This is a genomic window from Asanoa sp. NPDC049475 (assembly GCF_040676915.1).
Classification (GTDB): domain Bacteria; phylum Actinomycetota; class Actinomycetes; order Mycobacteriales; family Micromonosporaceae; genus Asanoa.
Window position 1 is genome coordinate 348,218 of sequence record NZ_JBFAPY010000006.1, and the last position, 12,604, is coordinate 360,821.

15 protein-coding genes are annotated in these 12,604 nt (G+C 70.8%); 7 read left to right on the forward strand and 8 right to left on the reverse strand.

The features are described 5' to 3' along the window. Positions 1 to 2: 2 nt before the first annotated feature. Positions 3 to 1,313 (reverse strand): hypothetical protein, encoded by a 1,311-nt coding sequence (locus AB0J88_RS25830; RefSeq protein WP_364351660.1) that lies wholly within the window; start codon positions 1,311 to 1,313, stop codon positions 3 to 5. 839 nt (positions 1,314 to 2,152) lie between these two features. Here AB0J88_RS25830 and AB0J88_RS25835 point away from each other — a divergent pair. The 3 genes from AB0J88_RS25835 to AB0J88_RS25845 all read left to right on the forward strand — a co-directional run bounded on the left by AB0J88_RS25835 (position 2,153) and on the right by AB0J88_RS25845 (position 4,048). Then, complete coding sequence (locus tag AB0J88_RS25835; protein ID WP_364351658.1) at positions 2,153 to 2,857, forward strand: hypothetical protein; 705 nt, start codon at positions 2,153 to 2,155, stop codon at positions 2,855 to 2,857. Between the two features lie 69 nt (positions 2,858 to 2,926). Further along, positions 2,927 to 3,535, forward strand: a complete 609-nt coding sequence (locus tag AB0J88_RS25840) for a tyrosine-protein phosphatase (protein ID WP_364351655.1) — start codon at positions 2,927 to 2,929, stop codon at positions 3,533 to 3,535. Between the two features lie 36 nt (positions 3,536 to 3,571). Then, the gene (locus AB0J88_RS25845) at positions 3,572 to 4,048 is read left to right on the forward strand and encodes a hypothetical protein (RefSeq protein ID WP_364351653.1); all 477 of its coding nucleotides are present in this window, start codon (positions 3,572 to 3,574) and stop codon (positions 4,046 to 4,048) included. Here the strand turns inward: AB0J88_RS25845 and AB0J88_RS25850 are convergent. Both AB0J88_RS25850 and AB0J88_RS25855 read right to left on the reverse strand, forming a co-directional pair. After that, a complete protein-coding gene (locus AB0J88_RS25850; RefSeq protein ID WP_364351650.1) occupies positions 4,045 to 4,611 on the reverse strand; it encodes a TetR/AcrR family transcriptional regulator in 567 nt (188 codons plus the stop codon). The genes AB0J88_RS25845 and AB0J88_RS25850 overlap by 4 nt on opposite strands. Next, positions 4,608 to 5,030 carry an SRPBCC family protein gene (locus tag AB0J88_RS25855; protein ID WP_364351647.1) on the reverse strand — a complete coding sequence of 141 codons (423 nt, stop codon included), beginning with the start codon at positions 5,028 to 5,030 and terminating at the stop codon, positions 4,608 to 4,610. Before AB0J88_RS25855 ends, AB0J88_RS25850 begins: the two co-directional genes overlap by 4 nt. Positions 5,031 to 5,074: 44 nt before the next feature. Between AB0J88_RS25855 and rnhA the strand changes: the two genes are divergently transcribed. Further along, positions 5,075 to 5,536: a ribonuclease HI gene (rnhA, locus tag AB0J88_RS25860; RefSeq protein WP_364351644.1), complete on the forward strand. Its 462-nt coding sequence runs from the start codon at positions 5,075 to 5,077 to the stop codon at positions 5,534 to 5,536. 19 nt (positions 5,537 to 5,555) lie between these two features. Here rnhA and AB0J88_RS25865 read toward each other — a convergent pair whose 3' ends face one another. Together AB0J88_RS25865 and AB0J88_RS25870 are read right to left on the reverse strand one after the other, a co-directional pair. After that, the gene (locus AB0J88_RS25865) at positions 5,556 to 6,398 is read right to left on the reverse strand and encodes an alpha/beta hydrolase (protein WP_364351641.1); all 843 of its coding nucleotides are present in this window, start codon (positions 6,396 to 6,398) and stop codon (positions 5,556 to 5,558) included. Between the two features lie 87 nt (positions 6,399 to 6,485). After that, a complete protein-coding gene (locus AB0J88_RS25870; RefSeq protein ID WP_364351638.1) occupies positions 6,486 to 6,650 on the reverse strand; it encodes a hypothetical protein in 165 nt (54 codons plus the stop codon). A gap of 211 nt (positions 6,651 to 6,861) precedes the next feature. Here AB0J88_RS25870 and AB0J88_RS25875 point away from each other — a divergent pair, with 211 nt between their 5' ends. Beyond that, positions 6,862 to 7,395, forward strand: coding sequence for a snapalysin family zinc-dependent metalloprotease (locus AB0J88_RS25875; protein ID WP_364351635.1), 534 nt, complete (start codon positions 6,862 to 6,864; stop codon positions 7,393 to 7,395). Between the two features lie 107 nt (positions 7,396 to 7,502). On the opposite strand, the gene AB0J88_RS25880 is transcribed toward AB0J88_RS25875, so the two are convergent. Both AB0J88_RS25880 and AB0J88_RS25885 read right to left on the reverse strand, forming a co-directional pair. Beyond that, entirely contained in the window at positions 7,503 to 8,270 is a 768-nt protein-coding gene (locus AB0J88_RS25880; RefSeq protein WP_364351632.1) for an ABC transporter ATP-binding protein, read from the reverse strand. Next, the gene (locus AB0J88_RS25885; protein WP_364351629.1) at positions 8,267 to 9,178 is read right to left on the reverse strand and encodes a TIGR03560 family F420-dependent LLM class oxidoreductase; all 912 of its coding nucleotides are present in this window, start codon (positions 9,176 to 9,178) and stop codon (positions 8,267 to 8,269) included. The genes AB0J88_RS25880 and AB0J88_RS25885 overlap by 4 nt, the downstream gene beginning before the upstream one ends. Positions 9,179 to 9,318: 140 nt before the next feature. On the opposite strand from AB0J88_RS25885, the gene AB0J88_RS25890 reads away from it, so the two are divergent. Both AB0J88_RS25890 and AB0J88_RS25895 read left to right on the forward strand, forming a co-directional pair. Continuing rightward, the gene (locus AB0J88_RS25890; RefSeq protein ID WP_364351626.1) at positions 9,319 to 10,356 is read left to right on the forward strand and encodes an ABC transporter substrate-binding protein; all 1,038 of its coding nucleotides are present in this window, start codon (positions 9,319 to 9,321) and stop codon (positions 10,354 to 10,356) included. Between the two features lie 16 nt (positions 10,357 to 10,372). Continuing rightward, entirely contained in the window at positions 10,373 to 11,173 is an 801-nt protein-coding gene (locus AB0J88_RS25895; RefSeq protein ID WP_364351623.1) for an ABC transporter permease, read from the forward strand. Here AB0J88_RS25895 and AB0J88_RS25900 read toward each other — a convergent pair. After that, entirely contained in the window at positions 11,170 to 12,372 is a 1,203-nt protein-coding gene (locus tag AB0J88_RS25900; RefSeq protein WP_364351620.1) for an ABC transporter substrate-binding protein, read from the reverse strand. The genes AB0J88_RS25895 and AB0J88_RS25900 overlap by 4 nt on opposite strands. Positions 12,373 to 12,604: the final 232 nt, after the last annotated feature.

The following is a 12,604-nucleotide window of genomic DNA, read 5'->3' on the forward strand; positions in this document are numbered from 1 at the left end:
ACCTAGCAGAGCGGCTTCGTGCCAGCAGGCGACGGCCTGGTCTGCTGCGGTATCGGGATCGCCGAACGCGAGCGGTTGCCGCCAGATGACCAGGTCGGCCAGGGCTTGAGGGTCGTCAATGGCAGCGCCTTCCGGCTCCGCGGCGGCGGCGATGACGGCGGCACGTAGTCGACGATGCCGGCACGAACCTCGTCAGGCGTGACCGCGCCAGAGGCAGCCAGCGGCGCGCACGGCGATCGCCACCACACACTCAGCAGCGTGGAGAGCTGGCTGGCCGGCTCGCGCCCTCGCCATCCGTCGTAGTCGGCGGTCGGTGCCGCCTGCCCGTCCCGCAGCGACAGCAATCCGGCGTGCGCGGCGACCGACAACCCCAACCGCAGGTCAGGCTCGCCGCAGCCGAGCGCTTTCGCCAACCGCTTCAGCTCGCGCACGCCGACCCCGCCGGTGCGAAGCGTGGGCACCGGCTTCTTGCCCGCCGCCTCCAGAAGATCAGCGACTAGCCGGACCATCGCGGCGCCAGCGGCCGCCGCGGCGCGTGCCGTCGTCGCGGGATCAGCCGCCGACCGTGCGACGGATGGCGCCACGGCGTCGAACGGTGCCGCGTAACCCGAGCCGCGTAGCGCCAGCGCGACCTCGGCCGGCATGCTCAGCTCGCCGCCCCACTCAGCGGTCCGGGCCAGCAGGCCGCGCTCGATCGCCCAGGCTTGCGGTGTTCGCGGCCGACCGCCGTACGAGCTGTAGTAGAACGGATCCGGCTCGATCTCACCGCCGGCTGCGGCTTTGTCCAACAGGTCGCGAACATCGGCCGGAGCCCCAGCGACGAGGGAGCGTATCCGTTCGCCGTCACCGAGGTAGGCGAGCACCTGGCCGAGAATGTCGGCCTTGCGACCAGCCGGGCTGACACCCAGATGGCGGGCCATGCTGCGCAGCTGATCGGCGGTCCGGTATGCCAGGCCGGTCGCGACCGGGTCGCCGAGCCCGAGCGGACGCGGCCAAGCCGCCGCGGCAGCGGCAACGAGCTGCGGCGTGGCGTCATCGAGCACGAGCGCGTTGGCCCGAAGCGTTTCCAGCGTACGCGTCACGTCCGCCCGCCCGCCGTCCGTCGTGGCGCCGAGCAGCCGATCCAAGATCGCCCGCTCAGCCCGGCCGCCGAGTGCCGCCAACGCCTCCGCGACCTGCAACACCGGACGGTCCAACCGGCGCAAAGCAGCGATCGTCGCCGCCGGCGTCGCCAACCGCTCAGCCAGCTCACCCAACGACACCGGCGGCGGCACCGCCAACCCCTCCGGCCGTCGCCGCAGCAGGTCCGTCAATCCATCCTCACCGAGGCGCCTCAACCAAGCCGCAGTGACCACGTCGCCTCCGTCCGTTCTGACCCGGATGCACGGTAGTGGCCAGGACCCTTGTTGACGTTCAACGCCCGGCGTGGGTCAAGCTGTGCCACGGGGTCGCGAGGAGTCGGCCGACGTCTTCCTGCGTCCAGCCGCCGCGGCGGGGACAGCAACGATCTGTCGGTCCAGCGGAGCGCTTCAGCCGGTCCAGACAGGCCATCATTTGGATCGAGATCGCGCGCACCGAACCGAACCCGGCCAGCCGATGCCCGGCGGCGAAGACAGCCAAGTCGGCTGCCGCCGCCGGACGGCGCCGCCCACCTGGCCGACCTGCTCGGACAGTGGACGCCCCAGGACGACCCGACCAGCCCGCCATCACTGCGCAGCGCACGGAACGGCATCGGGTCGAAGCGCCGTTGCCGGCACCCGACGACACACCATCAGCCGACCTGACACCAGCATCACGGTCACGTTCTGAACGGGCCGCGCGTCGCCCGCCCGACCGCGGACGGGCAGGAATGTCGGACGATATACACCGTCGTCGTCGACGCGAGTTCAGTTCGGACGATGGAAGCGCGGCGCGCACGTTCGAGATCGCGGTGGTGGCGTCGTGGCGACTGCTCCGCTAGATCCGCCGCGCTGCGAACAGCTCTTGAAACGACAACCACGACGCCGGTGGGCTCGGACCCAACGGCGACGTTGGGTCCGACCTCGCATCCCGCGGACCGCGCCCACCAGACCGTGGGGTCCGGGGGTCGCCCCCGGATCGGAATGGAACCGGGCGGGCCGAGTGCGGCTCGTCACCACCGGAGGTGGCGAACATGTCGAACATTTTGCGCCGTGCACTCGCGGCTATGGCGGCGACTCTGGTCGCGGTGGCGGTCGGCGCGATCGCCGCGCCAGGCCCGGCCCGTGCCGGTGGCTGGGCGGCGACCGTGCTGGAGCCGATGCCGGGCCAGCTGAAGGCGCACCAGACGTACACCGTGGGGGTCTGGATTCTCCAGCACGGCTTCCATCCCTACGAGGGTGAGCTCTCGGAGGTCGCTCTGCTCCTCGTCGACAGCAAGGGCGCCGCGACGAAGTTTCCGGCTGTGAAGTTGAAGGAGCCCGCCCACTACGCGGTTTCCGTCGTGCTGCCGCACGACGGTCCGTTCACGGTCACCGGGATCCAGGGCTGGTTCCCCGAGTACCAGGTCGGCACGATCAGCGCGAAGGACGGTCTCGTGCAACAGCCGACGCCCAGTGCGCCGACCAAGGAGCAGCTGGCGCAGTACTGGCCCGGCGCCGTCAAGCCGCCGGTCCTGCCAGTCGACCAGACCCGCGACCCGTTCACCGCGGCCGGGCCGGCGGCCGTCAGAGAGGTCGAACCACCGGCCGCGATCGAGGCGGAACCGGTCGCCAGCACCGCGCCGTCCGGGCCGCAGCCCTGGCTGATTGGGCTCGCCGCCGTCGCCGTGCTGTTCGTCGCGGGCACCGTCCTGTTCGGGCGGTGGCGGATCCGCGTCACCCGGCGCGGCACCGCGTAAACGGGATCGACCGCTCTCACCCGCGTGGGGGATCATGATCGTGATCCCCCACGCGAAGGAGCCGCGACCGTGATCCTCGACTGGCCCGACTGCACCAACGTCCGCGATCTTGGTGGCCTCACCACCGCCGACGGTCGGCGCGTCCGGTCCGAGGCGCTGCTGCGTTCCGACGGCCACCACAAACTGACGGCCGATGCCGTCGCCGCCATCCGGGCCGGTGGCGTGCGCCGGATCGTCGACCTGCGCTGGGCGCACGAGAACGACAGGTGGCCGACCCCGTTCGCCGGAGACCCGCTCTACGTCAACGCCCCGCTGCTCGGCGACGCGGACTACGAAATCATCCCGGACACGTACGCGGCTCTGCTCGACCACAACCGGCCCCAGGTCGGCGCCGCGTTCCGGGCGGTGGCCGAGGCGCCGCCGGGCGGGGTCGTGGTGCACTGCCACGAGGGCAAGGACCGCACGGGCGTGCTGGTCGCGCTCCTGCTGCTGGTCGCCGGGGTCGACGAGGAGCAGATCGCCGACGAGTACGCGCTGACCGATGGCGTCGAGCGCAAACTCATGGTCAACACCCTCGAGCACCTGCGGCAGGCGTACGGCGACGTGACGAAATACCTCGCCGACTGTGGCGTCGACGGCGCCGTGCTCGCGGCGGCCCGGGCGCGACTGCTCGACTAGCCCCGCCGCGCCGCGCGGCCAGCTAGCCTGAACCGCATGGAGACGGCCGTCCTGACCAGCGCGTTCCTGGCCGGTGTCGCCGCCGGTGGGCGCAGCATGACCCCCATCGCGACGATCGCGCTGACGACCCGCCCAAACACTGCGTCGATGTGGCTGGACCGAGCGGCCAGCAACCCTGGCCGCGTCCTGCTGACCGCCGGTGCGGCCGCCGAGCTCGTCGGCGACAAGCTGCCCAACACCCCGAGCCGGCTGATGGCGCAGGGTCTGGGCATCCGGATCGCCACCGGAGCGCTCGGAGGTGCGGCGTTGGCGTGGCGGACCCGCGGCAACCCGGCGCTCGGCGCACTGTGCGGCGGTGTGGGCGCGGTAGCCGGCAGCTACGCGGGCGCCTACTGGCGGCGCTGGGCCGGCACCGAGCAGGTCACCGCCTTCGTGGCCGCCGTGGCCGAGGACCTGCTCACCGCGGCCACCGCGGTCGCCGCCGCGGCGCTGGCTCCCCAGACTCGCACCTAAGAGCCACCGCGCAGGTCGGCGCGGGCCAGCTCGCCGAACAGCGCCATCGCCGCGTCCACCTCGGCGCGGTCGCCGCTCATCAGCAGGTCGAGACCGAGGCCGCGGGTCACCGCGAGCCCCAGCCGGGCATGCGCCCGCGCCCGGTCGCCCTCGACCCCCGCCCGCAGGAACAGCGAGACCAGCGGTTCCTCCCACGCCCGGATCACCGATTCGCGGAAGGCGGCCGTCCACTCCCGGCCGTACAGCGCCTGCACGTAGACCTCGAAGAACAGCCGTTGCGCCGGCAGCACGTCCGGGCCGGTCAGGTGGGTCCAGAAGGCCGCGGACACGCTGAAGATGTCGGCGTCCTCGGTGACCAGGTCGGCCAGCAGGGCCCGCTGCGCCGCCTCCATCCGGGCGACCACCTCGGCCAGCAATCCGTCGCGGGAGCCGAAGTGGTAGATCAGCATCCGGTGGCTCGTGCCGGCCTCCGCGGCGATCTCGCGCAGGCTCAGGTGGCTGAACCCGTGCCGGCGGACGACCTCGAAGCAGCGATCGAGCAGCGCGTCGCGGGCGGCGCTCACGCGGCTTCGCTCGCCGCCTTCAGGCCGGCCGCCTCCAGCTCGAGATAGCGCCGGTTGCGCCGGCCGAGGAACAGGTTGAGCAGCCCGGCCAACGGACCGGTCTGGTGCAGCTCCAGCGTGATGCGGGTCGAGCCGTCCGGGTTGGTGTCGATCAGGTGGCGGCCGACCGTGCGTACCCCCGGGGAGTGGTTCGTCCAGGAGAACTCCGTCTCGTCGGCGAACGTCGTGACCTCCCACACCAGCGGCTGCATGCCCGGCTGTTTGATCCGCGCCCGGCTGCCGAGCCGCAGCGGACCGTCGTCGAGGCGCTCGACCGACGTCATCGACCGCGTCCAGCGTGGCCAGTCGGTCACGTCGCGCAGCACTGCCCAGGTGGCGGCCCTCGAGGCGCGGGCCGACGTGCTCGTCGTCAGCATCATGTACCAGATGGTACATGCGTCTCGGCATCGCGTAGGGTGCCCGCATGACCGTGGACATCTGGACTGACGGCGCGTGCAGCGGCAACCCTGGGCCGGGCGGCTGGGGTGCGTTGCTGCGCTACGGCACGGTCGAGAAGGAGATGTGCGGTGGCGAGGCGACGGCGACCACCAACAACCGGATGGAGCTCATGGCGCCGATCAGCGCGCTGGAGGGCCTGACCCGGCCGGCGGTGGTCCGGCTGCACACCGACAGCGTCTACGTGCGCGACGGCATCACGAAGTGGCTGCCGAAGTGGAAGGCCAACGGCTGGCAGACCTCGGCGCGGACGCCGGTCAAGAACGTCGACCTGTGGCAGCGCCTGGAGGCCGCGCTGGAGCCTCACGAGGTGAGCTGGTTCTGGGTCAAGGGCCACTCGGGCCACCCCGAGAACGAGCGCGCCGACGGCCTGGCCAACCGCGGCCTGCGCGAGGCCCGCGACGGCGTCGCCAGCCGGCCGGCCCCGTAAGGCCGGCCGGCGGCGGGGTTCACGTCGCCGAGACGTGCTTGACCGCGTCGAGGACGACCGCGGTCACCTCGTCGGGTTTGGTGATCAGCGACAGGTGACCGGCGTCGACCTTGGTGACCGCCGAACCCGCCCGCTTGGCCATGAAGAGCTGCTGAGCCTTCGGGATCACCTGGTCCTGCGTGCCGACCACGTACCAGGAGGGGATCTCCTTCCAGGCGGGCGGCCCCGAGGGCTCGTTGCTGGCGCTGGCGACCAACGGTCGCTGGCTGGCCCACAGCACCCTCGCCTGCTCGAACGGCACGCCGTTGGCGAAGCCGGTCAGGAAGACCTCCTCCTTGAGGTAGAGGTCGGCATCGCCCTCCGGAGCGTTCGGGAACGGCACGAAGTCGAAGACCAGGGCCGGGTCGCCGGCTAGCACGGAGTCCGGGCCGACCAGGTCTACGACCTTCTCGCCCTCGTCCGGTGCGAACGCGTCGACGAAGACCAACGCACGGACGTTCGCGTTCCCGGTGGCGGCGTTGGTGATGACGGCACCGCCGTACGAGTGTCCGACCAGGACGACCGGGCCGGGGATGGTCGACAGGAAGTCGGCGATCGTCTCGCTGTCGCCGGACAGGCTGCGCAACGGGTTCGGCGGCACCCGCACCGGGTAGCCGGCCGCTTGGAGCCGGGCCGTCACGCCGTCCCACGACGAGCCGTCGGCCCAGGCGCCGTGCACGAGCACGATCGTCGGCTTGAGCGGGTAGGCGTCCTCCGCCGCGGGCTGGGCCACGACCGCCGCCGGCCACGCGAGCAGCGCGACCGCCACGACCGCGAACAACAGGGGGAACCGTCGCCGCGGGGCGACCAGGAATCTCTTCAACAAAGCCTCCGTGGGTTCAGGGCACGGGCATCGGCCCGCATTCAATAACGCGGCTTATGCCCTAAATGTCACGGAGGCCCGCGCGCCCTAGCGACCCCCGCCGACCGCCCACTCCACGACCGGCATCACCGGCACCGGCGAGTACTCCGCCACCACCGGCAGCCGCCCCAGCACCCCACCCGCGGTCATCCCCAACAGCGCGAGCAGCAGCAGGCCCGCAGCCCTCATGCCCACTGTGGATCGTGCACCCATCACCGCTCCCCCGGTCGAACGCGCGGAACCATCGACCACCACTCTTCCGGGCCGGCAACGCTCAGTCATTGCCACAGGTACCCCAACCGGAGGTAGTGCCCGCCCTACCATCGCCCGGCGGTAGGTGCCCGCCGGGATGGCCGATCGATCGATGGTTCTCGATAGGATGAGTCCCACCCGATCCTCATCCGCTCCCACGAGGAGGCCCCCGATGGCCCTACGCCGCAGACTCTCCACCCTCGTTCTGGTCGCCGCCGCGCTGGTCGGTGTGCAGCTCGCATCGGTCGGCGTGGCCCAGGCCGCGGTCCGCGTGTTGTACTACGACGCCAGCCAGTCGCAGGAGTTCGTGTCCGTGGTGCGCCAGGGCGCCGCCAACTGGAACAGCCGGGTGACCAACGTGCGCCTCGAGCCGGTCCCCTCCGGCCGAACGCCCAACATCCGGGTCTACGCCGACAACGGCTGGCCGCGCACCTATACGACGTCGCTCGGCAACGGCTACTGGTACATGGGCCGCCAGGCCGTCAACCAGGGCTACTACCAGCCGCGAATCTCCACACACGAGTTCGGCCACATCCTCGGCCTGCCGGACCGCAGGACTGGTTTGTGCGCCGACCTCATGTCGGGCAGCAGCGCGCCGGTCTCGTGCACCAACGCGTACCCGAACAGCACCGAAGCCGCCACAGTCAACAACCGCTTCGCCAGCCGCATGACCGTCCCCGCCAAGGAATTTGTCTGGCAACCCTAGTTTCAAGATCAAGGGCTTCTTGTCCCGGGTCCGTCGGGGGCGCGACCGTTGCTCCCGCCGGACACCGGGCCGGGCCCCAGGGGGCCCGGCCCTGCCACGTCCGCGGGTCAAGAGCTGACGGACTCCCGGCGCATCAGTAGGTCGTGTAGCTCTGCGCGGGCGGCTACCACCTGCTCCAGCTGTTCCGTGCGGCCCAGGGAGCGGGGGCGCGGGATGTCTAGGTCGAGGATTTCTACTATCTGGCCCGGGCGCGGGCTTAGGACGACTATGCGGTCGGCCAGCAGGACCGCCTCGTCGATCGAGTGGGTGACGAACATGATGGTCGCTCGGTTCTCCATGTGGATGCGCTGGAGCTCTGTTGAGAGATCCTCGCGTGTGAGCGCGTCCAGGGCGGAGAACGGCTCGTCCATCAGCAGGACCCGCGGGCCGGACAGCAGCGAACGGCAGAGCGCCACGCGCTGCTGCATGCCGCCCGACAGCTCGTGCGGCAGCCGCTTCTCGAAGCCCGCCAGCCCGACCATCTCCAGCAGGCCGAGCGCGCGCTCGCGCAACGCCGCCCGGCCCAGCTTGAAGATCTCCGCCGGCAGCAGCACGTTGTCGAGCACCGTGCGCCACGGCAGCAGCGCCGGGCGCTGGAAGAGCATCGCGATGTCCCGCCGGGGCTTGGTCACCCGCTCGTCGCCGACGTGGATCTCGCCGTGGGTCGGCGGTAACAGCCCGGCCACCAGCCGCAGCAGCGTGGACTTGCCACAGCCCGAACGCCCGACCACCGCGACGAACTCGCCCTCCTCGATCTTCAGGTCGATGTCGCGCAGCGCCTCGACCGTGCCGGACCGGCCGGTGAAGACCTGCGAGACCCCGAAGAGCTGGATCATCCCGCCACCTGCGGCATGATCGAACCCGCGATCAGGTCGAGGTGGTCGAGATCGGCCAGGTCGGCGATCCGCAGGTAGGCCCGCTCGACGCCGAGGGCCGCGAACTGGCCGAGGTAGTCGACCACCTCGTCGACCGAGCCGTATGCACCGAAGGTCGCCGCGCGCACCGGCGGTCGCAGGATGGCCGCCCGCCGCTCGACCTGCGCGGCGTCACGACCGCACGCCACGGAGACGCACACCGAGCGCCGCACGACTCGGCCCCGCTTCGCCGACTCGGCGTCGAGGCGGTTGAACAGCTCCTTGGTGTCGGCCGGGCTGGCGAACTGCACGTTGTACTCGTCCGCGTACCGTGCGGCCAGCCGCGGGGTACGGCGCGGCCCTTTGCCGCCCACGATCACCGGCGGGTGCGGCCGCTGGGTCGTGCGCAGACCCGGAGCACCGGCCAGCGTGTAGTGCGTACCCGCGTGATCGAACCTGTCGGACGCGGTCCACAGCCCGGTGACGATCGCGAGTTGCTCGGCCAACCGTTCGAAGCGCTCGCCGACAGGCGGCAGCGGAATCCCGAACGCGGCGTGCTCCGCTTCGTACCACCCGGTGCCGAGCCCGAGCTCCACCCGCCCCGCGCTCATCTCGTCGACCTGGCTCACCGCAACGGCGAGCGCACCCGGTGACCGGAACGTGGCCGCGCTCATCAGCGAGCCGAGCCGGATCCGCGTGGTGTCGCGGGCCAGACCGGCCATTGTGGTCCATACGTCGGTCGGCGTGTGGTCGGTCGGCCCGCCCAGCGGCAGATAGTGGTCGGGCCGGAAGAACCCGTCGAAGCCACAGGCCTCGGCGTGTCGGGCCAGGCCGAGGATGTCCGCGTAGCTCGTGCCTCCCTTGGTGGAGGCGAAGATCCGGAGAAACATCGACGCCAGGTTATCCCTTTCGTGCCTCGGATGGATAGGTGTACGGGCTGTTGCCAAACGCCGGGTTTCCCCTAGGGTGATGCGTCGTCCCCCGCCCAATGTGTGTCAATACTTCGATGCCACGAAAGGGACCTCCCGTTATGCGAACCCTCCGCGCGGTTGCCGCCGTGGGTGCAGCGGCGTTGCTGCTGACCATGGCCGCCTGCTCCGGCTCCGACGACAAAGCGCCCGCCAGCGACAGCCAGAACGCCGCCGAGAAGCCACTGGACAAGGTGGTCTACATGAGCGGCTTCGGCCTCTTCGGCCGAGAGTCCTATGTCTACGCCGCGATCGACAAGGGCTACTTCCGCGAGGCCGGCCTGGAGGTCGAGGTCAAGCCCGGCCTGGGCACCAACGGCAACCTCAAGGCGCTGAGCTCCGGATCGGTCCAGTACGCCTCGATCGACCTGACCGGTGCGTTCCTCGAGTACGGCCGGCCGGGCGGCATCAACGACTTCACGATCGTCGGCGCCGTGCAGCAGCGCTCCCTCACCGCGCTGATGGCGCTGGAGGAGAGCGGGATCAGCACCCCGCGCGATCTGGAGAACAAGACGATCGGCGCCCAGCCCGGCTCGGTCAACCAGGTGCTGTTCCCGACCTACGCCCGGCTCGCCGGCATCGACGCGGGGAAGGTGAAGTTCCAGAACGTGGCGCCACAACAGCAGCCGCAGCTGCTGGCCTCCAAGCAGGTCGACGTGATCACCCAGTTCCCGGTCGGCAAGCCCGGTGTCGAGCGCGCCGCCGGCGGCAAGAAGGCGGTCGTGCTGCCGTACACCGACGTGATCACCGACCTGTTCGGCGGCGCCATCGGTGTCTCGAAGAAGACGGCCCAGGAGAAGCCCGACCAGGTCAAGCGATTCATGTCCGCGTTGCTCAAGGGCCTTTCCGACACGATCAGCAACCCGCAGGAAGCGGGCCAGATCTACGCCAAGTTCGAGAAGACCCAGCCGGCGCCTGTCGCCGCCGCCGAGATGACGCTGATGCGGCCCTACGTCGACCTCGGCACGGGTCTCGGCCAGATCGACCAGGCCCGGGCCGCCCGCAGCATCGCGATCCTCCAGGGCGCCGGTGCGATCCCCGACGGCCTCAAGCCGGAAGACGTGATCTCGTTCGACCTGATCCCGAAGCCGTCCGCCTGACCACTGTGGAGTCGACATGACGCCGAGCACCCCGCCCGACCTCGCCCGTCCCGCGAGCGGCGGGCGGGTGCTCGCGGTCGCCCTTCCCCTGGCCGGCACGCTGGGCGCCGTCGCGCTGTGGTGGTTGGCCGTGGTGGCCTTCGAGATCCAGCCCTACCTCGTGCCGACGCCGCCCGAGGTGCTCCGGGTGTTCGCCGAGATGCCCGGCGACCTGATCGCGGAGGCCAGGGTGACGCTCTGGGAAACCGTTGCGGGCTATGGCATCTCGGTGGTCGGCGGCGTGCTGATCGGTGCGTTGATCGCCGGCTCGCGCACGGTCGAGCGGGCGGTCTACCCGATGCTGGTCGCGCTCAACGCCGCGCCCAAGGTGGCGATCGTGCCGCTCCTGATCGTCTGGTTCGGCTTCGACAGCGCGCCGAAGATCGTGATGGCGGTGCTGTTCTGCTTCTTCCCGATCACCCTGGCCACGGCGGCCGGACTGAGCAGCACGCCGGCCGACCTGGTCGAGCTGACCCGCTCGCTCGACGCGTCCCGGCTGCAGACCTTCGTGAAGATCCGCTTCCCGGCCGCGCTGCCCCAGATCTTCGTCGGGCTCAAGGTGGCCCTGCCACTGGCCCTGGTCGGCGCGGTCGTCGGCGAGCTGTTCGCGTCCGACGCGGGCCTGGGCTACCTGATCAGCTCGTCCGGCGGCAGCGGCAACACCGCGCTGGCCTTCGCCTGCGTGGCCCTGCTCTCGGTGATGAGCATCGTGCTGTTCTACGCACTGGTGGCGATCGAGCGCCTCACCCTTCCGTGGGTCCGCGCGACGACGGGCTAGCCGGCCAGGCGCCAGCGGCCGCCGCGGGCGACCAGCATTGTCAGGGACTGGCGCATCAGGCCCGAGTGGTTGTCCGGGGTGAGCCGGATCGGCCCGGAGAGACCGTCCATCTGCGACATCTCGAGCTGGTCGCGGATCGCCGACCGGTCCGGCGTGGCCGGGTCCGCGTCGGCGCGCACGGCGGCGTCGGTGATCAGCTGCAGCGCGTCGGCGGCGAACGACGCGATCCCGTGGTAGCTGCCCCAGCGGGCGGTGTAATCGCGGAACCACTGCTTGCGGGCGGCCTTCGCCGGTGTCGTGGCGATGACGTCGTCGATCACCATCGTCTGGGTGAACACCATCGTCGTGCCGTCCGGCGTCGCACCGTCGCCGCCGCCGAGGAACAGGTCGCCGGCCGCGGCCGCGTCGAGGAACAGCCGGCCGCGATATTCCGCCTCGGCGGCCGCCGCGCCGGCCTTCGCGGCCTGCTCGGCGCCGGTCCACACCAGGATCGCGTCCGGTGCCTCGGCGGCTAGCTCCTCGACGGGGTCGTCGAGGTTGTCCTCGGTCGGTTTCACCTCGGTCTTGGCCGCCAGCTTCAGCCCGACCTTGCCCAGTTCGCGATCGAGCGCCGCGACCCCTTCGGCGCCGTAGCCATCGGCCGTGTAGAGCAGCCCGATCTTGCGCAGCGCGGGAGTACGACGCAGCTCGGCGGCGAGCGCGGCGGCGTTGTCGTTGGCGTTGGGGCCGACCTTGAACATGAAGCGCCGCTCGGCGATCGGGCTGGCCACCGCACCCGCGGCGGCCAGCGAGACGGCCGGGATGGCCTTGTCGTTGAGCGTCCTGGCGGCGTTGACCGCGCACGGCGCGCACGCACCCATGATGATCGCGTTGACCGAGCGGTCGGCGCTGAAGTCCTGGATGTTGCGCAGGCTCTCGCCGGGGTCCGACCGGTTGTCCTTGACCACCAGCCGCACCGTGCGGCCACCGGTCAGCCCGGAGCTGTTGAGCTGGTCGACCCGCAGCTCCAGCGCGCGCTGGAAGGCCTGCCCGGCGGCCGCGTCGGCACCGGAGAGCTCGAGGTCTGCGGCGACCACGATCGGGCCACCGCGCGCGACCGCGCCGGAGTCGTCCGCTCCGCCGCAGCCGGCCGCGGTCACGGCGAGAGCGGTCGCGGTGACGACGGCGAGCGAGCGGGTCAAGGGATTGACGGACGTCAAGGGATGCCTCCTGGACGGTGCTCCTCAGTGGAGAGACAACGACCGGCTGCGGTCGGCAAGCGTTGAGAAACCTTGCCAAGCTCGTTCGCTCTGGTCAAGCTGAAGAATTCCCATATCTGATTGTCTCAATGCGTGAGAACTCCGTCCGCACAGTGGACATTACTTTCCGTGATCGCGTCGACACGGAGACGGCGACCAAGCAGCTCAGCGCGTTGTCCGAATGGACAGCTTG

Coding starts and splice junctions, on each gene's coding strand:
- rnhA (WP_364351644.1), top strand. CDS start 5,075: ATGACCGTGGACATCTGGACTGACGGCGCGTGCAGCGGCAACCCTGGG.
- AB0J88_RS25880 (WP_364351632.1), bottom strand. CDS start 8,270: ATGATCCAGCTCTTCGGGGTCTCGCAGGTCTTCACCGGCCGGTCCGGC.
- AB0J88_RS25845 (WP_364351653.1), top strand. CDS start 3,572: ATGGAGACGGCCGTCCTGACCAGCGCGTTCCTGGCCGGTGTCGCCGCC.
- AB0J88_RS25875 (WP_364351635.1), top strand. CDS start 6,862: ATGGCCCTACGCCGCAGACTCTCCACCCTCGTTCTGGTCGCCGCCGCG.
- AB0J88_RS25885 (WP_364351629.1), bottom strand. CDS start 9,178: ATGTTTCTCCGGATCTTCGCCTCCACCAAGGGAGGCACGAGCTACGCG.
- AB0J88_RS25895 (WP_364351623.1), top strand. CDS start 10,373: ATGACGCCGAGCACCCCGCCCGACCTCGCCCGTCCCGCGAGCGGCGGG.
- AB0J88_RS25855 (WP_364351647.1), bottom strand. CDS start 5,030: ATGATGCTGACGACGAGCACGTCGGCCCGCGCCTCGAGGGCCGCCACC.
- AB0J88_RS25835 (WP_364351658.1), top strand. CDS start 2,153: ATGTCGAACATTTTGCGCCGTGCACTCGCGGCTATGGCGGCGACTCTG.
- AB0J88_RS25890 (WP_364351626.1), top strand. CDS start 9,319: ATGCGAACCCTCCGCGCGGTTGCCGCCGTGGGTGCAGCGGCGTTGCTG.
- AB0J88_RS25870 (WP_364351638.1), bottom strand. CDS start 6,650: ATGGGTGCACGATCCACAGTGGGCATGAGGGCTGCGGGCCTGCTGCTG.